This is a genomic window from Marinobacter sp., assembly GCF_048269445.1.
GTDB lineage: Bacteria > Pseudomonadota > Gammaproteobacteria > Pseudomonadales > Oleiphilaceae > Marinobacter.
The window spans coordinates 209,202-229,586 of sequence record NZ_JBLXIQ010000005.1; the positions used below are offsets into that span (position 1 = coordinate 209,202).

Below are 20,385 nucleotides of genomic sequence, written 5' to 3' on the forward strand. Positions count from 1 at the left end.
CGGATAGGTGATTGCCGCAGTTCAGGGGTAAACTTTGGTCGCATGCCCGTTCGCCAGCTGCGCCAATCATTGCGGACGCGATTTGATCCAGACCTCTACCCGTCCGTTGCGGGGGCTGCCGCTGCCCCCAACCGGCATATATTGCCCGTAGCCTGTGTATGCAACGTCCTGGACGCCCGCCTCCTGCAAGGCCTTTCGGACCGACAGGGCGCGGAGTTCGGAGATCATCTGAGCCCGGAGCTCGTGGCTTTGGGTGTCGGCAAAACCAATCAGCAAAAGGTCCTGGGGGGACCGGTTCTGTTCCTCCAGATACCGCTGCACTCGCTGCAGATCCCTGCGGGCCTTGTTGTCGAGTTTGGTCCGGCCTTCTGAAAACCGAAAATTGACGGTCAGGCGCAGATAGTTTTCGGTCAAGCGATGAAAGCTATCCGGCGCCGAACCTTCCAGTTCCGGTTTTACAGCGATAGGGTTCTGGGAGATAAATCCTGACTCCGCGACCAGGGCCTGGCCTTTCTGGCCAATCGAGAACTCAATAAGCCCGGTTGCCAGGGGCGGTATCTCATCGCCTGATGTGTACATGAACAGGCGCCTGGACAGTGGGTAGTCTTCGCTCGCCACAGTTAGCTGGTTAGGCCTGAGTGCCGGTGCGTTGCCTTCGGAAATCGCCAGTGCTTTGCTGCTGCGAACTGAAGCCAGGCCGGAAAAACCAATACCTGAGGGGTCCCCGCTTACGTCATCAGACAGTTGGTCGTTGGATTCGTAGCGCTTGGCGTTCCCGTCCAGCACGTATCGCTTGCCCAGAACCAGAGACTTAAAGGTGTCCCAGGTGCCGGATCGGTCGTCTCTGGCGTAGAGTCGGATGGGCAGGTTCCGGCCGCCGAGCTCAGACCAGTTCCGGATCTGCCCGGCGAAGATCTGGCCCAGGGTGTCAATGCTCATCTGGCTGACCGGGTTGGACGGATGAACCAGAATTGCCAGGCCATCGATGGCGATGACGTGTTCGCTTTCCAGGGCTGTCAGGTCTGCCCGGGCGCGAAACAGCTCCGCTTCGGCCGGTTTGACCGGGCGGGATGAAGCCCAGATATCTGCCTGGCCCGCCGCCAGCGCTTTGAAACCGGTACTCGAACCATGGGCGGCAACCAGCACCTTAGTTTGCCGATTGTTCACCCGGGTTGAAAGGGCCTGTTCGTTTTCCCGCCCGGTGCCTTTCGCGGTTACTGTGCCTCCGCTTTGTTCTTTCAGGTAACCGGTAACCAGCATGGGGGCGAGAGTCGCACCCACGGTATTGGAACCATGGATCTCGAGTTCATATGCCTGTGCATGGAGCGTAAGGATGGCAGCGATGAAAAATACGGATACTGTGGCAATCTTCCATATGGGTCGGAGCATTTTATGAAAAACCTTTTCAAGTCAAATGGTTGAAAGGTTAGAAGAATGCTTCAGAAATATGACGTTTGTGTTTCAGTCGTTGCATATGAGACTGCGAATATCGGCAACCGCGTTAAAAAATGTTAAGTAGACCGCGGAGTAACGGGACCTTGTGTCCTATAGTGGCGTGTCCGCGGTAACAAAAATAAACAGAGCGGGGAGAGGCATAACCATGAATGCCGTCACATCAGAGCCGGGGCTGCCCCCGGTTCGTTCCGAACGTCCGTTGCCCCTGGCGAAGGTGCTCTTGGTCGATGACCACGCTCTGTTCGCTCAGGGCCTCGCGGGGCTGATGCAGCAGGAGGGGCTGGCCGCTTCGGTCACCACAGTCCGGACCGTGGAGTCCGCCGCCGACCTGCTGGCCCATCAGGATGACTTTGGGCTGGTTCTGCTGGACATCGCGCTTCACGGCGAAACCGGCCTTGCGCTTTTGCCAAGGCTGGCGCGTTACCGGGAGGCTCCGCCCGTGGTGATTATTTCCAGCAGTGAAGATGACAATACGGTGCGGGCCGCTCGGGCGGCCGGGGCAAGCGGGTTCCTGGCAAAGTCGGCGGGCCGTTCCGCACTGGTGAGTATGGTCCGGGCGGTTACCCGGGGGGATGGCTATTTCCCCGGTGGCCTCGTGCCACTGACGCAGGACCTGCCATTTACGCCCAGACAGCTGGATGTTCTGCTGTTGCTGGCCCAGGGCTTTCCCAACAAGCGAATCTGCCAGAGTCTGAATCTGACCGAGCACACGGTAAAAACCCATCTCAAGGCGATTTTCACCCAGCTTGGTGTTCATAACCGGACGGAATGCGTAAACCTTGCCCGGGCTCGGGGCTGGCTGTAGCGGCTGCAGGTAGTCGTATCCAGAAGGCGGAGCCCCGGCCGGTTTCCGTGTCGACGCCGCAAGTGCCCTGCATCAGCGCCGTGAATTCCTGGACGATGGTCAGGCCGAGCCCCAGGCCGGGGCAGTCGGTCTGGCCCCGGCCCCTTACATAAGGCGAAAACAGGGTCTCCCTGAGCTCCGATGGCAGGCCTGCGCCGTTATCCAGGACCCGCACACAGACCTGCCGGCCCTGGTGTTCGGCGGAAACCCGAACGGTCGTGCCACCGCTGTGTTCCACGGCATTGAACACCAGATTCTGCAGCACCCGGAACAGCAGGCTGGGATCCGCCAGAACCTGCAGCTTGCCGGAACCCTGGTCGATCAGAAGTTCCACGTTCTGGCTGCCCAGTGAGTCGGCCATGAGGTCTCTCAGGTCCCGGAAAACCGGGGCCAGCAGAGTCGCCTGAATGTCTGCCTGAACCATGCCTTCATTCAGCCTGGCGCTGTCGAACACGGTACCGAGCAGACGGCGAAGATGCCGGGTCATGTCCTTCAACCGGTTGGTTACCGGCTGTAGACTGGCCCCACCGTTACCCGGCGACAGACTTTCCAGCGTTATATCGATCACGTTCAGAGGTTGGCGCAGATCATGACTGGCGGCGGTAATGAGTTCGGTTTTGCGCCGGCTCTCGTCCCGGGCCGCCTGATGCATCAGGTTCAGCAATTGTCGGTCAAGAAAATGGGCCCGGTGGCGGTACTCACTGGTCCAGGCACCCACCATGCCGATGACGTTGGCTGTCATCAGGAAAAACAGGTTGCTCATGATCAAGGGGCTTGGCATGCCACTCCACAACTCAGTCATGAAATAGCTGAAAACCAGAACCAGTGAGACCGTCGAGGCGCTAAGGAACGGCAGACCCATGGCAAAGTAGCCGAACATCAGCATCAGGATCATGCCCTCGTAGGGCAGCGGAAACGCCATATGCCGGGCGACGCCGATGATCGCAACTACGCTGAGGCCACCGAGAAAATAAGCCAGAGTATAGAGCTGCTCAAAGACTCTGTCTGAAGGCGCAGAGCGAAAAGCCAGCCAGGCCACTACGGTGATAACGGGGCTGGTGATGGTCAGCCGGATGGCCACGGTGACCTGGGCCAGCTCAGCGGGCAAGGTCAGCAGATCGATGGCGGCGTAGATCAGAAACAGGATCAGGCCCGCGATGGACGCGACCCGCGCCCGCTGTCGGGTCAGCGATGCACGGGTTTTCTGATAGCTCTGTTCAAGGTCGGGTGCAAAGCGAAGTCTTGGGAAGCCGGTTGTTTGTTGGTGCTTGATCTGCTCGGTATTCATCACCGTGTCCAATGGCGGCCAGTCCCCGGATTGTAGCGGGCTCAGGATCGTGCTTTCGCGAGCCTGAGCACATTCTGGTCAGGTTTTATCGAGCAGCTTCAATCTTGCCCAGGTTCGGTCCTGCTGATCGGGAAAGTACTGCTGCAGCAGCTCTTCCCTCTGGGTCGCGAGATCCTGCGTGGCGAGTCCGGATGAGCTCTCCCGGCTGAGCGTCTCCTGAAACGTTTTGAAGCGTTCATCAAAGCGTTCACGGTGCTTGAGGTAGTTCACCACACTCTCCGCGCCGTCCGGGTCCAGACCCAATTCTCTCAGCTGTTGCCCGGCAATGTCTGGTGAACTGGCGGAGTTGATGGCGCTAACTCGTGCCTGCTGTTGACGGGTGCTGGCATGAAGGCGTTGCTCTGTTGTTTTCAGAGCCTTCGGTAGCTGGTTCCGGTGCCACTCAACCAGCGCCTGCTTGCCTTGCTCGCTCAGGTCGTTCCGCTGCTGAATGGCCAGCGTGGCAAGGGTGTATTCGCTGTACGCCTCTTCAAGCCCGAAAAAGGCCTGGTGAACGTTGGAGTCAAAGGTGGATTGCCGGAGTGCCTTTAATTGCGCAAGGGCATCGCCCAGCGCTGCCACCTGATAGTCGGGATCTCCCCGCCGCGCAGGGTCCAGGCTCGTTTGCATCACGGCCAGGGAGGCCTGTTTGTAAGCCAGGTACTGGTCAAGCAGCGCCAGTGCCTGCCCGGAAGCGGGCTCTGGCAAATGCGACCGGGCCATCTGCTCAATCTGGCGGATCGCTGTTTCCGGCGAAACCTCACCGACGGTACTGAGGAAATAGTCGAAGAAATCGCGGACCTGCAGATTGATGACCAGCTGGCCGTCTTCGTTTGCCTTCAGAGCGCCATCAATGTCGGTCCCCTCCAGAGATTGTGCAAAAGGGTTCGGCCCAAGTGACGCCGGGGTTGTGCCTATATCTGGCCGGGCGTCGGCTTCCACCGGTGGCGTTCCGGCGCTGGACGGATTCTTTGGCGGAGATGGCAGAGGGCTTTTTGTCCCTGCGACTGAAGCGGGAGCGTCGGCTGTTGGCAGTGGCCCATCAGCCACGCCAAACCAGAGGCCGCTGCCAGCCAGAATGGCCGACAGGGCGACGGGAAACAGCCATCGACGGTGACCGATGGGTGTCTGTTTCATGATGACCTCACAGCCCGCGGTTTTTCAGACGGTTAGCCTGGGTGCGGTAGAGCGTAACCGGGTTGGTCCACAGGGAGCGTGCGCCCAACAGGTGGTTGATGGCATCCACATGGTTCATGTCGTAGTGGGTGCCGATCACATTTCCCATCATGGTCGAGCAGACGCCGACCAGCCCGTCGTTCGGCTCACTGCCGAAAGCCAGGGCGGTAATGCCCAGGAAAGGGTCGGTGATGTCAAAGACATTGGTCCAGACGCCGCGGCCGGTCCAGGAGAAAAACTTGATGCGATTACCATTAATCCACACGTCTTCACTGGTACCTGCACAGGCATTGCGGTTAACCCCTTTCCAGCCCAGAGCATCGTTCAGGCTGATGGTTCCAGGTGTTGTCAGGGTTTCCAGAGCGGCGAGTCCGTCCTGCGGATTGTTGGCGCCAGACAGGGCGTTGATCAGGTCACCGAGGGCGTTGGCGATAGCATCTGCCCCGCCTTCCACATAGCTGCCGGGAGGAAGAATGCCGCGAACCACATCAGCTACTCTTGAGCCTTTGTTGACGCCATCAATGGAGGTGATGGAAGCAATTTTTTGGGGAATGAGTGCGGCGGCTACCCGGGACGTGGGGGCGCCCTGGCTGTGGGCCATCAGGTTGACCTTGGCATGGCCCAGGCTGTTTACATAGTTGGCCAGCTGCTGGCCCCTTTGCTCACTGCTGTTGACGAATGAAACGCTGGCGGTATAAACCCTGGCACCGCTGCGTTCGAGATTCCATGGAATGGTGTGGAAGTAGTTGACCAGCCCGCCGATGGTGTTAAAACCGGTAACCCCATGGACCAGCACAATGGGGTGGCGGGTCTGGGTGTAGCTGGCGTGGCTGAGAAACGAGGCGGACAGCATGGCCAGCCCCAGCAGGATAGCTGTGGTGAATCGGATACGCATGGTTGACTCCTGTTGTTTTTGTTGACGGCTGCGTTATGCAGCCGACGGTCGTCGATGCGTTGTCGATTATTCGTTCGAACAGCTCAGGCAGGAATCGCCCATTTGGGTGAGGCCGGGACGAATACGTATTCAGGAAAACCGGTGGGGTTCCAGATCCATGTGCTGGATGCGCTGGCCCAGCATGATGATCCGGCCGGTATAACGCTCTTCGCCGGTAGAGGTAAAATCAAACAGGAATCGGCGCCATACCCGGATCCGACCCTGATCATCGCGCTTGAACCAGAGGCCGCGAAGGAAAACGGCGTCATCCAGCAGCATGACATCCATGGTTTTGCAATAGCGGTGGGCGGCCTGAAGCACAGAGTCCTTGATGGCTTTGGCGCGCCACCAGTACCAGACAGCGAATCCGGCAACAAACAGCCAGAACAGGGTTCCAAGAGTCACGGTTTCGGCGATCTTCCCATAGTCATTCGGAGGGTTAATCGCCAGCCTACCTTATTGCAACGGCTCGGGGAATCGTTGCCTGTCCTTTGGTGTCTGAGCCGGCAGCAGTCGCTCGCACAGCATCTGCAGGAAGTGGCTGGTCAGCAGTTGGGCCTGGTCGACGTTGGTGCCCAGGTGTTCTGACTCTTCCCGGGCGCTTTCACTGCTTTGCACCGACCGGTTGCCCAGTTCTAGAAGACTTTCCGCCTGGCGTTCGACCTGAACGCTCAGGGCGGCCTGCTGCTCGGTCGCTCCGGCAACCTCGTGAGTGCAGGAGGTTATGACATCAACATCGCGCAAGGTCGCTTCCAGTGTCGAGCTGACTTCACCGGCAATGGCGGCTGTTTGTTCGCAGCTCCGGGCACCGCCGGTGATCACATCGACCACCTCCCGGGTTTCGGTCTGAAGGGCGCCGATCATCTCGTCGATCTTTCGGGTTGATTCGTGGGTTCGCAACGCAAGGCCCCGGACTTCGTCTGCGACCACCGCAAACCCACGGCCGGATTCGCCGGCCCGCGCCGCTTCAATCGCGGCATTCAGTGCCAGCAGGTTGGTCTGTTCCGCAATGTCCGATATCACGTCAAGGACCATGCCGATGGCATCGCTTTTTTCGGAAAGCTTCTGCATCCGCTCGTTGGCAACAGACAGCTGGCTCCTCATTTCTGAGAGCGACTGGTTCATGGTGGTCATCTGGTCACGGCACTGGCCCGCGGACTGGCGGGCGGCGTCCGTTGCCTCGTGGGTGCGGGCGGTCAGTTCACTGACCCGCCGGACGCTCTCGGCCAACTCCTCGAAGGCCCGGGTAATGTCCTTGATGTCATTCTGTTGGCTGCGGATGCTGGCCACCGAGTTGGAAACCCATTCAACCGTGCGCTGTTTCCGGCCATGGAGCGTTCCGATATTGGCGTGCATACGGGCCGAGACAGCGCGCAGGACCGCATCCCGCTTCTGCCGGTCGAACTCTATCCAGGCGCCTTCGTCACGCCGACCAGTGTAGATCCATGGCATGGCCGGGTGGGCCTCGCAGCAGGCGGCCCTGGCGCTTCGCATCATGGGTAGGGTAAGCCAGAAAAGTACCGCGAAGACCGAGAATACGAGACCCTGAAGAACCAGCATGTGGGAAAGGCTCAGCTCTGTCAGGCCGAATACGAGAATGGCGGAAGCCAGAAATCCATAAAGGCAGCCAAGTTTCAGCGTCAGGGACGGGCTGACTGCGAGATACCGCCGGGGCACCTTGCCCTGGTTCCAGGTTTTGTAGAGTTTTTCAGCCCGGGCAATCTGATCAGGCTGAGGGCGCGTGCGGACTGATTGGAATTCGACGATTTGGCCGTCCTTGCGGATCGGAGTTACAAAGGCATCAACCCAGTAGTGGTCACCGTTCTTACACCTGTTCTTGACGATGCCGCGCCAGGATTCGCCGCCTTTGATGGTCTGCCAGAGGTTCTCGAAGGCACCCGGTGGCATGTCCGGGTGACGTATAAAGTTGTGCGGCTGCCCCACCAGTTCATCGATCGAATAACCTGCCACCTCGGCAAACTCTTCGTTAGCAGCCGTGATCTTTCCACGTAGATCGGTGGTCGTGATCAGGTGATAGTTTTCCGGGTAAAGCCGTTCTTTTTTGGTGACGGGTTCGTTGACGCGCATGATGTTTCCTTGCCATGACAGCTGTTTTTCTGATTGTCAGCTTACTATCGACGGCATCCCGCCCATCCGATATCCGGTTATTGCAATAATTGAACATTTTCTCACCATTTCTTGGGCTTTCGTCGTAGCTTTGCCGTTTTTGCAGTATATGGCTAGGTTGGCGACAGATACTCCCTATGCTGATGGTTGGAGTTGGCCGTACCAGTTTCGAGACTGCTGAAAAGGAGTGAGCAGGGCATGCAGGCATTACAACAACAGGATTTCAGAGCCCTGGTTGAGAGTCATCCCAGGGCGATTATGCTGGCGACGACAGAGCCGAAGATTGCCTACGTTAACCGGATGTTTGGTACCGTGACTGGCTACCGGGCGGATGAAGTTCTCGGGCAGGCACCTTCGGTACTGAGTTCCGGTTTGCATTCTCCGGAGTTCTATCAGGCCATGTGGGAGAGTCTTGAGCGTCACGGCCGCTGGGAGGGGCTGATATGGAACCGGCGCAAAAACGGTGAGACCTATCCGCAGTGGCTATCGATATACCCCGTAGAGCATGACAACCGACGCTTATACGCCGGAGTTTTCATGGATGTTGGCGATGTTGCCTCCAGCGACGAGCAACTGGCTTCACTGGCCTATTATGATCCACTCACCGAGCTGCCCAACCGTTCGCTGTTCCAGGAGTTCCTCAAGGCCCGCGTATCCCAGCGGGAGAAGGAAGGGCGGCGTTTCGCAGTGCTCTACGTGGATCTTGATTTCTTCAAGTCGGTCAATGACCTGCATGGCCACGACTGTGGCGACGGGGTGCTGCAGCAGGCGGCCAGGTGTATCCAGAGCGTGTTGCGGCGGGGAGATGTGGTGGCAAGGCTCTCGGGAGATGAATTTGCGGCTATCATCGAGTTGCAGTGCGACGACGATCTGGACGGTGTCTGCCAGCGCATGGCCCAGATCTTTCAGGCCCCCGTGGTGGTTGATCATCGTGAGTATTTTCTATCGGCTTCGGTAGGTGCCGTCGTGTATCCGGACCATGGCAAAACCGGCGGGGAACTGCTGCAGAATGCAGACCGGGCCATGTACGCCGCAAAGCTGGCGGGCCGGGCCTGTTATCGCATTTACAGTGCGGTGGACACGGAACAGGGCCGGCACGAGCAGCGCTTGTCGGAAGCCCTGATTGTCTCACTGAAGACCGCGCCGGAAGAGTTCAGCGTGGTTTACCAGCCGCAGTATCAGCTTGCCACTGGTCGGATTGCCGGGCTGGAGGCGCTGATGCGCTGGAACCACCCGGAGTTCGGATCCGTTTCGCCTGCTGATTTCGTTGCCATCGCCGAACAGCGGGGCCATATCCACGGGCTGACGGAGCATCTGGTGCGCTGTGTTCTCGCGGACCTGCCGGATTCACCCGGGGCATTACCCGCCGGACTTTGCCTGGCCATCAATATCTCGGCGCGCCAGATTACCGACTCCCGTCTTGAAAGCTTGCTGGGTTCGCTTTTTGAACGGATTCGCCGGATTGGCTGGCTGCCTGAAATCGAGATCACCGAAACCCACCTTATGAACCTGTCCCAGCAGTGCCTGAACCGGTTGCGGGAGTTTGGTGACCAGGGGGTGATTGTCGCGATTGATGACTTCGGGACCGGCTATTCGTCGCTGGCGTACCTGCACACATTGCCAGTACAGGTGCTCAAGATTGACCGGCAGTTTATCCGGCGCCTGGGTGGTAAGGCGCGGGATTCGCGGATCGTCTCGGCGATTCTGGGGATTGCCGAAGCGCTGGATCTGGAGGTAGTGGCAGAGGGCATCGAAAACGAAGACCAGTACAGAAAACTGTGTGAGCTGAGGTGTCACCGGGGCCAGGGGTACCTGATGGCCCGACCGGCGCCCTGGCAGGCGTTAAATGGTGCGCTAATTGACCAACATCAAGAATCGGGAAGATAAAAACCGGTTTCAGGGCAATTTGCAACATTTGGCTATGGGAAATGGCGTCGTTGTCTTAAAGGTGTGGGTCCAGTCACCAGCCCGCGGACCTTATGCGAAACACAGTGCCAGATCTCGAGCTCGACGCTTATCTTCGGGTCAACCGGGCGTCCCTGGTTGAGTGGCTCGCCGCTATACGCGAGATTTCCGGTTGTGACGAGTTGGAATGCCGGTTACACCAGAGCGGCGGTCCGGTCGGCGCCTTGTCGGCCCTTGGATCCGATGGCGGCAACGTGGTTTGTGTCTATGCCAGTCAGGGCATGGATATCACGGGCAACCGGTCCACCGACCCGGTTCTTCTGTTATCACGAGCCGGAAACCCAGAGATCTCCCTCCAAAACGGTGCCTGGAAGCCCCTGCCACGCCTGCTGCTTGCCCGCCCTTCAGGCCGGTTCCGTCTGCGATTGTCCGAAAACAGCCAGGTCATGATTCTCAGGCCGGCTGCTGGCATGCTGGGCAAGCTTGCCAGCGATGACAGGCCGGGGAATCTCGCTGCCTGTGAGAATCTGATCACCTGTTATCTGCATCGCTCGTTCTTTTTTCGGAACGATGCCCACGCCAGGGATATGACCCATCAACTTTTCGGTCAACTGGCGAAGGTCGTCGGAAACGAGGGGCGGTCACTGTGCCAGTGTCCGGAGCTTGACCGACGACTGCTCCGGGCGATCGAGAAAATCCGGCAAGAGCCAGACTGGGACTTTGATCTGCAGGCGCTGGCAAGTCATTCCGGTGTCAGTGAGCGAAATCTTTACTACTTGATGAAGCGGGAAACCGGCATGACCCCCTATCGGCTTTACCAGCGCAACCGGCTGATGAGGGTTCGTCATCAGCTGGTGGATTGCCAGTGCGATGTGCCACACATATCCCGGTATGCCGCCGATGCGGGATTTTCCCACCTTGGCCGGTTTGCGGCCCTTTACCGGGACCACTTCGGGGAGCTGCCCAGTGAAACGGTGCAGTGGCGTAGAAAGCTGCAACACCGGGAACCCGCTCTTGTTGAGGATTTGTTCCTTACCTGAATCCGGCAGCGCAATAAAAAGCCCGGCTCACTGAACGGTGGCCGGGCTTTTTCGGTTACCAGGTTCAGTGAGCCGTTGCCGACTTGCCAACATCCTTGTCCGAGTAGGCGTCGGCAGCTGAACCGTGATGATCGCGGCCCAGGAGGATATAGAACGCCGGCAACACAAAGATCGTGAACAGGGTGCCGATGCCCAGTCCCGCGCTGATGGTCAGACCGATAGCAAAGCGGCTTTCCGCTCCGGGGCCAACAGCAATCAGCAGTGGCACCATGGCAAAGATCAGCGCCAGGGAGGTCATGATGATCGGGCGCAGCCGGATCGCCGCTGCTTCGATCACGGCATCCACCTTGTTAAGTCCACGCGCCTTCTGTAGCTGGTTGGCGAACTCCACAATCAGTATGCCGTTCTTGGAAACCACCCCGATCAGCGTGATCAGTCCTACCTGGGTGTAGATGTTCATGGTGGTGAAGCCGAGCACAATGAACGCCATGGCACCCGCCACCGACATGGGTACTGAGACCAGAATGATGAACGGATCCCGCCAGCTTTCGAATTGCGCCGCCAACACCAGATAAATGACCAGCAGTGACAGGAAAAACGTCACCATCAGGGCGCTGCCCTGAGTCGCCAGCTGGCGGCTTTGCCCAGTGTAGTCGTAGCTGAAGCCTTGCGGGAACACCTCTTCCGCCGTCTTTTCCATGAAGTCCATGGCGGTGCCCGCGGCAACGCCAGGCATCACCACACCCTGGAGTGTCAGGGAATTTTGCTGGTTAAACTGGGTCCGGTTCGACGGCTCCACGTCCTGGCTGAAGGTCACGACGCTCCCCAGTGGCACGAGTTCTCCGCTGTCGGTCCGGATGTAGTACTCATTGAGGGCCTGGGCGTCCAGACGGAACTGCTGGTCAACCTGGGGGATTACCTGATACGAGCGTCCTTCCATGCTGAATCGGTTGATGTAACCGCCACCCAGCATGCTCGACAGGCTCTGGCCCACGTCCTGCATTGACAGGCCCAGATCCGCAACCCGGTCCCGATCGACCTTGATGCGGGTAATCGGGCGGTCGAAGTTGATGGATTTCTGGAGGAACATGAAGTTACCGCTGCCCATGGCCTTGCCCAAGAGTTCATCGGACACCTGGTCGAGTTGCTCATAGCTGCTTCCGGTAGTAATCACGAACTGGAATGGCAGCCCGCCCCCGGACCCGGGTAGGGACGGGCGAGGGAATACGGCTGTCTGTAGGCCTGTAACATTCTTGAGTTCAGCATCCAGCAGGGGCTGTGCTTCAAACTGGCTGATTTCGCGCTCGCTCCAGGGGGCCATCTTGAAGCCACCAAAGACCGCGTTGGGGCCGGTAATGCCAATGATCATGAAATCTTCGTTATACCCTGGAACCGTGGACATACGTTCCTGAATCTCATCACCGTGCTCCGTCAGGTAATCAAGGGTGGACGTCTGAGGCCCCAAACCCTGGTAGAACAGAATTCCTTGATCTTCGGTAGGCGCCAATTCGCTTTGGCTCATCATCACCATGAAGTAAATGGAACCGAGCACCACCAGGGCAAAGAAGATCACCACAGACTTGGTCTGCATCAGTGAACTAAGGGCCGATTTATAGCCGGACGCAATCCCGTTGAAGGTGCGCTCTACCAGGTTTTCGAACTTCCCTGGGTTGCCATGGGGTTTCAGCACCATGCCGGACAGCATCGGAGAAAGTGTCAGGGCGACAATGCCCGAAATAACAACTGTGCCGGCCAGGGTGAAGGCGAATTCGGTGAAGAGTGAGCCAACCAGCCCTCCCATAAAGCCGATGGGCGCGTAGACTGCGACCAGCGTCGTTGTCATGGCGATGATTGGTACCGCCATTTCCCGCGCACCGTTTATAGCCGCATCGAAGCGAGACTCGCCCTGCTCGATGTGCCGGTGCACGTTTTCAACCATGATGATGGCGTCATCCACCACCAGGCCGATGGCAAGCACCATGGACAGCAGGGTCAGCAGATTCAGCGAGAAACCGAACAGCAGCATGATAAAGGCGCCACCAATCAGTGACAGGGGCACGGCAACGGACGGAACGATGGACGCGCGCACCGAACCGAGGCACAAGAACACCACCACGAGAACGATAATCATGGCTTCCAGCAGGGTCTGGATAACCTCGTTGATCGAATCTTCAATGAAGTCCGACGCATCGTAAGCCAGGCGAACATCAAGACCGGACGGTAACTGGCTTTCGATATCCGGCAGCTCGTCTTTTACCAGGCCCGCCACTGTCAGCGGGTTGGCTCCAGGGGCCAGTTCAATGGCGACATAGGTGGCCGGCTGACCCTTGTAGAGAGCCAGTTGATTATAGGTTTCGGAGCCGAGCTCAACACGGGCGATGTCCTGCAGGCGGATCTGGGTGCCATTCGCCTGCTTGACGACCAGACTCCGGAACTGATCTGGATCCGCCACATCGGTGTCGCTGGTCATGCTGATTTCGGTGTAGGTGCCCTTGGTGTTACCCACGGCGGCCTGGTAGTTGTTGGCGCGCAGCTTTGCCACGACCTCCTGCGGTGTCATGTCTACTGCGGCCAGGCGTTCCGGATCCAGCCAGACTCGCAGGGCAAACTTCCGGCCCAGCAGCTGTGCCTTGCCCACCCCGGAGAGTGCCTGGAGTCGGGGCTGGACAACCCGGGTCAGGTAATCGGTGATCTGGGGAACCGCCAGCTCCGTGCTGTAGAATGCAATGTACATCAGCGCCGTTGAATCGCCGGTGGTGGAGGTGATCACCGGGTCTTGGGCCTCGGCCGGCAGCACGTTGCGCTGACTGGCTACTTTGGCCTGAATTTCTGCGAGGGCCGCGTTGGCGTCGTAGTTCAGCACCATCTTGGCTTCAATGGTGGAGGAGCCCTGGGAGCTGGTGGAGGTCAGGTAGTCGATACCACTGGCTTCAGCAATCGCCTGTTGAAGGGGCGTGGTGATAAAACCCTTGATCAGGTCTGAACTGGCACCCGGATACGCGGTAGTCACCGTTACAGTGGTGCTCTCGAGTTCCGGATACTGCCGGATTTCCATTTCCATGGCTGCCCGTGCGCCAAGAAGCAGGATCAGCAGGCTGACCACCGTCGCCAGTACTGGGCGGTGAATAAAGATATCAGTGAAGCGCATTACTCAGACGCCTCCTGCTTCTGGTCTTCGCCCTGAATGGCAACCTTTTGTCCGGCGCGCAGGCGTAGAAGACCCTTGGCGACCACGGTCTCGCCGGCTTCCAGGCCAGACAGCACGGCTACACGGGTATTGCGGGTTTCACCAGTAGTGACAGTGCGGCGATTCACCACCAGGTCACCTTCATCGTTTTCCTCGACAACAAACACAAAGTCGCCGTAAGTGTTATAGGAAATCGCGGTCCGTGGAACAGTAACGACTTCATTATCTTCTGGCTGTCGTGTCAGAAGCGTTGCAAACATGCCTGGGCGCAGCAGGTTCTCGGGATTTGCAAGAGTCGCGCGAATGCGAACCGTCCGGGTCTCTGGATTGACCGAGGTATTAATGGCGCTGACCATACCCTCAAAATTCTGCTCGGGCACGGCGGCTACTGTGGCGACTACCGGGTAACCCGGTTTCACGTTCGGCAGGTTTTTCTCAGACAGCGTGTAATCCACGTAGATTGGATCAAGCATATTGATTTCAACAATCGGAGTGCCGGTGGCAATGTACTCACCCTGGTCCACCATCCGGATACCCAGGGTGCCATCGAACGGCGCGCGGATTACTTTCTTGCTCAGCTGTGCTTCGGCCTCGTTTACTCGTGCCCGGGCCGCATCAAAGTTGGCCTTGGCTTCGTCGTACTGGGACTGGGATACCGCGCGCTTCGGAAGCAGGTCGGCTATCCGCTTGAATTCCTGTTCCGCCAGCTGGGCTTCGGCCCGACGAGTGCGCAGGGCTGCTTCATCGATTTCTGCGTTCAGACGAACGAGTACGTTGCCCTGTTCAACGGTGTCTCCAGATTCGAAATTGATCTCCTCAATGACGCCCGGTACTTCGTTTGCAACCTCAATGCCATTCACGGCCTCCACACTGCCAACAGCCTTGATGGCCGGCGTCCAGCTTTCAGTCTGAGCCTCGGTTGCAGAAATTTTTGCAGGTGGTTGGGGCTGGGACATCTGCTCTTGCATCTGGCCGAACTGGTAGAACTTGTAGCCGAAGATGCCTCCAAGCACCACGCCGAGGAAAATGATGACGATCAGAAAGCGGGAAGCAATGCGCATAGTTCAGGTCCTGGAAATCTGTGTCCGGTCTGGGCGATACAATTATCGTTAAAAAAAGGGAAGCTGGCGATCTGCGTTCCCTTGCCGATCCATTGCGCGGCGACAGACTGATTGAATACGGGAATCATTCATGTTTGGCAAAGCATAGCATCCTACAAAATTGAGGTCGCCATTGTCACCGGGTTGTAAGTATTTCTAGCTAGTTTCCAGACTGGCCGGTTTTGACGAAAGTCATAGCAGTTTCCGCCCCCGCGGGTTTTCGACGCAGAGACACTGGTAAAGTGGCACTAGACGGTGACAGAATTACGACCGTACTTAAGGTAAGGATCAGTCATGCAGTGGATTCTGGGAATCGCATTGGCAGCGGCCGTGTTTGTACTCCTGAAACAGTGGGGCGCCTTGTCTGCCGAAAAGAAAAAGGCGACGACCTGGAAAGTTGTCCTGGTGGTTGGTGGCGCTCTTCTGGTCTTTATGGTTCTGACAGGGCGTATCCATGTGCTGACAGCCGCAGTGGCTGCCGTTCTTCCGCTGTTACGAAAGCTGCCGGGGTTACTGAAATACGCCCCGGCCATGAACCGGATGTTTGCAGGCAAGGAGCAGGAAGCAGGCAATGGGCAGGCAAACCGGCAGTCTGATCCGGGCAGCGGCCTGAGTGGTCAGATGTCGATGCGCGAAGCCTGCGACGTCCTCGGCGTGAAGGCCGGCTGTCCTGACGAGGAAATTGTGATGGCCCATCGCCGACTGATGCAAAAGCTTCACCCTGACCGGGGCGGCAACGATTATCTGGCGGCCAAGCTCAACGAAGCGAAGCAGGTTCTGCTGGGCAAACGCAACGGCTGAGGTCAGGGCAGAAGGTCGACCCTGACTTCAAAACTCCGGTTATCCGATCGGCTGCTGTTAACCTCATAGACAATTCCGCTGCGCTCCTGCGTCGAGCTGGTGGCTGTGCTGCCCAGTGACACCCACTGACCTGGCTCTACCCGTCGAATGGTGACTACCGCTTCGGTTTCGAAACCGTCCAGGCTTGCCGGATCCTCCTCGAAAGACACGATGCTCAGCTCAACCGCCTGATCAGAAATGACCTGCGGGCTGACCAGAAACCCGCTTCGGGTTTCAACCTGCTCAAGGAAGGCGGCCGGATTTCGGCCACCCCGAACGGCAACCGGAATCGTGCGGATCTGGCCTGAGGTGATGTGGGCGGACTGGCCATCCTGCATAACCAGCGTTCTCTCCTGGGTGCTGCCGGTACTGGTCACGCGCCGCTGTGCTGAAAGTTCTACCTGGTTCCCGGAGGCAGAAATGCCGGTGCCCGACCGCTTGCCCCCTATGTCTGTTCTGGAACGAACCGTTATCCGGAGCTGCACCGGGGCGACGTCAAGAGTCTCAACGAGCATTCCGATTTCATCCAGTAACCCTGGCTCACCGCGAACCACAAGTTGGGACCCCTGAGTGGTGACAGTGACGGGTGAATCCTGGTAGAGCTGGCGAATCTGTGCGGCCACATCCTCGCCGGGCCGGTTGTTGAGCTGATAGGCTCGGCTCTCCGACTGTGCAACAGCCTGGCTTGAGAGCAGGCCGATGAGCACTGCCAGCACAAGTAAAAGCGGGTATCGTCGAGAAGTTACGGTCATTGATTGCTCCCAGCCTTGCTGTCGGAACGGAAAAAACTCCGGCGCACGGGTTGCCAAGTTGAAAACCGGCGGTATATATTGGAAATCATGAAGACGACACACGCGACCTGTCAATTGAATGTTCTGCAAGCTTTCGGCGCCAAGCCGGCGGCGGCAGTTGCGGCTGTGTTTTTTTGGTGGTTTGGTTATGGCTTTTATTTTAGCCAGAGCCGGGGCCGCCCATAGGATCTTCATCGAACGAATAACGAGGAAGGCAGCCCGGCAGAAAACCCAGGCTGCCACCGGACTCGAAAAGCCCCGACTGGTAGCCCAGCCGGGGCTTTTTTGATTCTGACGCAGGGAAACGGGAACACTGACATGAACATGCCCTTGAACACCGAACTGACCGACCAGACAGCGGAGTCTGTGGCTCTGCATCGCCAGGAAGTTATTCTGCCGACGCCGGCGGAGCTGAAACAGGAGCTGCCGGCGAGTGACTTTGTCATCCGACAGGTGAGAGAGCAGAGGCAGGCGATCCGTCGGATTCTGAAGGGCACCGACGACAGAACCCTGATTGTGATGGGCCCCTGTTCCATCCATGATGAGGTCGCGGCCCTGGAATACGGAGAGAAGCTGAAAACTTTGGCCGATGCTGTCACCGACCGGTTCCTGATTGTCATGCGGGCATACCTGGAGAAGCCCCGGACAACCGTTGGCTGGAAGGGGCTGCTGTACGATCCCGAGCGTACCGGAGCCGGAGATCTGAATGAGGGGCTGTGCCGTTCCCGTCGCCTGCTTCTCAATCTCGCTGCCATGGGGCTACCCCTGGCCACGGAAGCGCTGAGCCCGTTCACCATGGACTACTTGGGCGATCTGGTCAGCTGGACTGCCATTGGGGCTCGCACCACTGAGTCACAGGTCCATCGGGAGCTGGTCAGCGGGCTGCCGATGCCGACCGGCTTCAAGAACGGAACCGATGGTGGTATTGCCGTTGCGACCAATGCCATGAAGTCGGCCAGCCACTCTCACCACCACCTGGGGGTTTCTGAAACTGGTTTGCCGGTGATGATCACCACCCGTGGCAATCCCGATACCCATCTGGTTCTGCGGGGTGGACGGGGCGTGACCAATTACGACGCCGACAGTATTGACCGGGCGGTCAATACGCTGGCAGAGGCAGGCCTGTCCACCGCGGTGATGGTGGATTGCAGCCATGACAATGCTTGCAAGCAGGCAGAGCGCCAGCTGGATATTGCCCGGGAAGTGATGGTCCAGCGCCACGCGGGCAACCGGCATATTCGCGGGCTAATGCTGGAGAGTTTTCTGGAACCGGGCCGTCAGGACGATGGCGAGGACCTGCGTTACGGCTGCTCGATTACCGATCCGTGCCTGGGATGGACACAGACAGAGGCTCTGATCCGCTCACTGTAGACAACAGCAGCTGGCCTGCAAGCACAAGCAGTACGCCGCCCATTAACCGGTCTAGCCAGTGGCCGAAGCGGTTGAAGCCTTTGCGCACCTGCGGAAGAGTGAAGAAAACGGCAACCATGGCGAACCAGAGCCCTGTTGCCAGGGCCATGTACACACCATAGCCGGCTTGCAGGGCGATGGGTGTAGCGGGGCTGATAACCACGGAAAACAGAGAAACAAAGAACAGGGTTGCCTTGGGATTGAGGGCGTTGGTCAGGAACCCCAGTCGAAGGGCAGCGAGACCGGATTGTCTCCGCTGCGGCGTAGCCTTCACATGAATGCCGCCAGCCCGGGCCCGCAGGCACTGGATCGCAATCCAGGTTAGATACAACGCACCCATCACCTTAAGAATACTGAACAGAAGGACGGATTGCTGAATCAGCAGGCCGATGCCCAGTAGCGAGTAGCAGACATGCACGAGAATGCCTGCGCCGATTCCGGTGGCGGTGAGGAGGGCATTTCTTCGGTTCTGGCAAAGGGCCTGTCTGAGCATCACGGCAAAATCGGGTCCGGGGCTTGCGACAGCCAATAGGTGAACCAGCGCTACCGTCAGAAATTCCGGCCAGTAAGTCTGCATGTTTCCATCTCCGATCCGTTCGCCGCGGTTTGAAAAGTCTGACAGCATAGGCTCAATCCGTGTTTGTTTCACGGTGCGGATGAAACTTGCCGCAGCTTCTATACTGAGGTCACATCCGACCGAACCTTCCTTGGTTCCCGGGCCTCGGGAATGCCCGTCAGGAGACCGTTTTATGAACAAACGAGAAGTAGACGTTGCCATTATCGGTGCTGGAACTGCTGGCATGGTGGCCTACCAGCGTGTCCGCAAGGTTACTGACAAGGTAGTACTGATTGAAGCCGACCACTACGGAACCACCTGCGCCCGCGTCGGGTGCATGCCCAGCAAGTTGCTGATCGCGGCCGCCGACAATGCCGATCAGATGCGGCTTGGCGAGCTTTTCGGGGTCTCGGCAGGAGCCCTCACGATTGACGGTAAACGGGTGATGCAACGCGTGCGGGCTGAGCGGGATCGGTTCGTGGATTCCGTGATTCGTACGGTGGAGAAATTCCCCGAAGCGCAACGCCTGATGGGCCAGGCCCGGTTTATTGGTCCGAACCGCCTGGTGGTAGGCAACGACGTGGAGGTTGACGCCCAGCGGATCATCGTCGCGACCGGCTCCCGGCCCAACATCCCCGGGTTCCTGAAAGAAGCCAAGGATCGGCTGGTGGTGAATGACGATATTTTCGAGTGGCAGGATCTTCCTGACTCGGTCGTGGTATTCGGCCCCGGCGTTATCGGTTTGGAGCTGGGGCAGGCCCTGAGCAGACTCGGAGTCCGGGTGCGCATGTTCGGGGTGGGTGGCGCTGTTGGTCCGATCCAGGACGACTCTATCCGAGACTATGCCCTGAAAACCTTTAATGAGGAGTTCCCGCTGGACCCGGACGCGGACGTGAGAAAAGTGGCGCGGGTTGGTGACGGTGTTGCCATTACCTTTGTGGATGATAAGGGCGCCGAAAAGACCGAGGTCTTCGATTACCTGCTGGCGGCGACCGGACGCCGGCCCAATGTTGACGGGCTGGATATCCAGAATGCCGACATCGAGCTGGACGAGAAGGGTATGCCACTTTTTGATCCCCATACCCTGCGCTGTGGCCAGAGCCACATATTCATTGCCGGTGATGCCAACAACAGCCTGCCATTGCTGCACGAGGCGGCCGATGAAGGAAGGATTGCCGGTGAAAACGCGGCGTCCTGGCCGGAGGTGCGGACGGGTTTGCGCCGGACGCCGCTGGCAGTGGTTTTTACCGATCCTCAGATTGCCACGGTTGGGCTAACCATTAACCAGGTGGACGAGCGTTGCCACGGTTGCTTTGCAGTCGGTGAGGTGTCTTTCGAGGACCAGGGTCGGAGCCGCGTTATCGGTAAGAACCGCGGTCTGCTGAGAGTGTATGGCGAGCACGGTAGTGGCCTGTTTATGGGTGCGGAAATGTTCGGGCCGGCGGCGGAGCACATCGCTCACCTGCTGGCATGGTCGGCTCAACGACGCCTGACGGTGAGCGAAATGCTGGAAATGCCGTTTTATCATCCGGTGATCGAGGAGGGCCTGAGGACCGCCTTGAAAGACCTGAACCGCAACCTCAGCATTGGCCCGGCACCGGAAGAAGGTTGCACCGAGTGCGGACCGGGGGTCTGATCTGACTCCGGTACGGATAAAGCACTACTATCGTGGGCATTGGCGAACTAAACTTCA

Annotated in this window: 16 protein-coding genes; 6 read left to right on the forward strand and 10 right to left on the reverse strand. The window is 58.4% G+C overall.

Annotated elements, in window-relative coordinates; translation table 11 throughout:
• Positions 1-66 precede the first annotated feature (66 nt).
• A complete protein-coding gene (locus ACN0XM_RS12490) occupies positions 67-1,389 on the reverse strand; it encodes a substrate-binding domain-containing protein (RefSeq protein WP_417567269.1) in 1,323 nt (440 codons plus the stop codon).
• A gap of 211 nt (positions 1,390-1,600) precedes the next feature.
• Here ACN0XM_RS12490 and ACN0XM_RS12495 point away from each other — a divergent pair, with 211 nt between their 5' ends.
• Positions 1,601-2,260 carry a response regulator transcription factor gene (locus ACN0XM_RS12495; RefSeq protein ID WP_417567270.1) on the forward strand — a complete coding sequence of 220 codons (660 nt, stop codon included), beginning with the start codon at positions 1,601-1,603 and terminating at the stop codon, positions 2,258-2,260.
• On the opposite strand, the gene ACN0XM_RS12500 is transcribed toward ACN0XM_RS12495, so the two are convergent.
• The 5 genes from ACN0XM_RS12500 to ACN0XM_RS12520 form a co-directional block, all read right to left on the reverse strand.
• Positions 2,193-3,587, reverse strand: a complete 1,395-nt coding sequence (locus ACN0XM_RS12500) for a sensor histidine kinase (protein ID WP_417567271.1) — start codon at positions 3,585-3,587, stop codon at positions 2,193-2,195. The two genes, ACN0XM_RS12495 and ACN0XM_RS12500, sit on opposite strands and share 68 nt — an antisense overlap.
• A gap of 78 nt (positions 3,588-3,665) precedes the next feature.
• The gene (locus ACN0XM_RS12505; RefSeq protein ID WP_417567272.1) at positions 3,666-4,763 is read right to left on the reverse strand and encodes a lipase secretion chaperone; all 1,098 of its coding nucleotides are present in this window, start codon (positions 4,761-4,763) and stop codon (positions 3,666-3,668) included.
• Between the two features lie 7 nt (positions 4,764-4,770).
• Positions 4,771-5,697: an esterase/lipase family protein gene (locus ACN0XM_RS12510; protein WP_417567273.1), complete on the reverse strand. Its 927-nt coding sequence runs from the start codon at positions 5,695-5,697 to the stop codon at positions 4,771-4,773.
• Positions 5,698-5,826: 129 nt separating this feature from the next.
• Positions 5,827-6,141, reverse strand: a complete 315-nt coding sequence (locus ACN0XM_RS12515) for a DUF3301 domain-containing protein (RefSeq protein WP_417567274.1) — start codon at positions 6,139-6,141, stop codon at positions 5,827-5,829.
• Positions 6,142-6,192: 51 nt separating this feature from the next.
• The gene (locus tag ACN0XM_RS12520; protein ID WP_417567275.1) at positions 6,193-7,824 is read right to left on the reverse strand and encodes a PAS domain-containing methyl-accepting chemotaxis protein; all 1,632 of its coding nucleotides are present in this window, start codon (positions 7,822-7,824) and stop codon (positions 6,193-6,195) included.
• A 237-nt stretch (positions 7,825-8,061) separates the two neighbouring features.
• Between ACN0XM_RS12520 and ACN0XM_RS12525 the strand changes: the two genes are divergently transcribed.
• Positions 8,062-9,750 carry a putative bifunctional diguanylate cyclase/phosphodiesterase gene (locus tag ACN0XM_RS12525; RefSeq protein ID WP_417567276.1) on the forward strand — a complete coding sequence of 563 codons (1,689 nt, stop codon included), beginning with the start codon at positions 8,062-8,064 and terminating at the stop codon, positions 9,748-9,750.
• A gap of 92 nt (positions 9,751-9,842) precedes the next feature.
• The gene (locus ACN0XM_RS12530; RefSeq protein ID WP_417567277.1) at positions 9,843-10,808 is read left to right on the forward strand and encodes a helix-turn-helix domain-containing protein; all 966 of its coding nucleotides are present in this window, start codon (positions 9,843-9,845) and stop codon (positions 10,806-10,808) included.
• 64 nt (positions 10,809-10,872) lie between these two features.
• Here the strand turns inward: ACN0XM_RS12530 and ACN0XM_RS12535 are convergent, their stop codons facing one another.
• Positions 10,873-13,956 carry an efflux RND transporter permease subunit gene (locus ACN0XM_RS12535; RefSeq protein ID WP_417567278.1) on the reverse strand — a complete coding sequence of 1,028 codons (3,084 nt, stop codon included), beginning with the start codon at positions 13,954-13,956 and terminating at the stop codon, positions 10,873-10,875.
• Positions 13,956-15,056, reverse strand: a complete 1,101-nt coding sequence (locus ACN0XM_RS12540) for an efflux RND transporter periplasmic adaptor subunit (protein ID WP_417567279.1) — start codon at positions 15,054-15,056, stop codon at positions 13,956-13,958. The genes ACN0XM_RS12535 and ACN0XM_RS12540 overlap by 1 nt, the downstream gene beginning before the upstream one ends.
• 333 nt (positions 15,057-15,389) lie before the next feature.
• Here ACN0XM_RS12540 and ACN0XM_RS12545 point away from each other — a divergent pair, with 333 nt between their 5' ends.
• The gene (locus tag ACN0XM_RS12545; protein ID WP_417567280.1) at positions 15,390-15,896 is read left to right on the forward strand and encodes a DnaJ domain-containing protein; all 507 of its coding nucleotides are present in this window, start codon (positions 15,390-15,392) and stop codon (positions 15,894-15,896) included.
• Between the two features lie 2 nt (positions 15,897-15,898).
• Here ACN0XM_RS12545 and ACN0XM_RS12550 read toward each other — a convergent pair whose 3' ends face one another.
• On the reverse strand, positions 15,899-16,687 hold the full coding sequence (locus ACN0XM_RS12550) for a secretin N-terminal domain-containing protein (protein ID WP_417567281.1): 789 nt from the start codon (positions 16,685-16,687) through the stop codon (positions 15,899-15,901).
• A 357-nt stretch (positions 16,688-17,044) separates the two neighbouring features.
• Between ACN0XM_RS12550 and ACN0XM_RS12555 the strand changes: the two genes are divergently transcribed.
• Positions 17,045-18,097 carry a 3-deoxy-7-phosphoheptulonate synthase gene (locus tag ACN0XM_RS12555; RefSeq protein ID WP_417567282.1) on the forward strand — a complete coding sequence of 351 codons (1,053 nt, stop codon included), beginning with the start codon at positions 17,045-17,047 and terminating at the stop codon, positions 18,095-18,097.
• Here ACN0XM_RS12555 and ACN0XM_RS12560 read toward each other — a convergent pair.
• Positions 18,042-18,713: a LysE family translocator gene (locus tag ACN0XM_RS12560; RefSeq protein WP_417567283.1), complete on the reverse strand. Its 672-nt coding sequence runs from the start codon at positions 18,711-18,713 to the stop codon at positions 18,042-18,044. The two genes, ACN0XM_RS12555 and ACN0XM_RS12560, sit on opposite strands and share 56 nt — an antisense overlap.
• Before the next feature lie 172 nt (positions 18,714-18,885).
• Between ACN0XM_RS12560 and ACN0XM_RS12565 the strand changes: the two genes are divergently transcribed.
• Positions 18,886-20,328, forward strand: coding sequence for a dihydrolipoyl dehydrogenase (locus tag ACN0XM_RS12565; protein WP_417567284.1), 1,443 nt, complete (start codon positions 18,886-18,888; stop codon positions 20,326-20,328).
• The last annotated feature ends 57 nt before the right edge of the window (positions 20,329-20,385 follow it).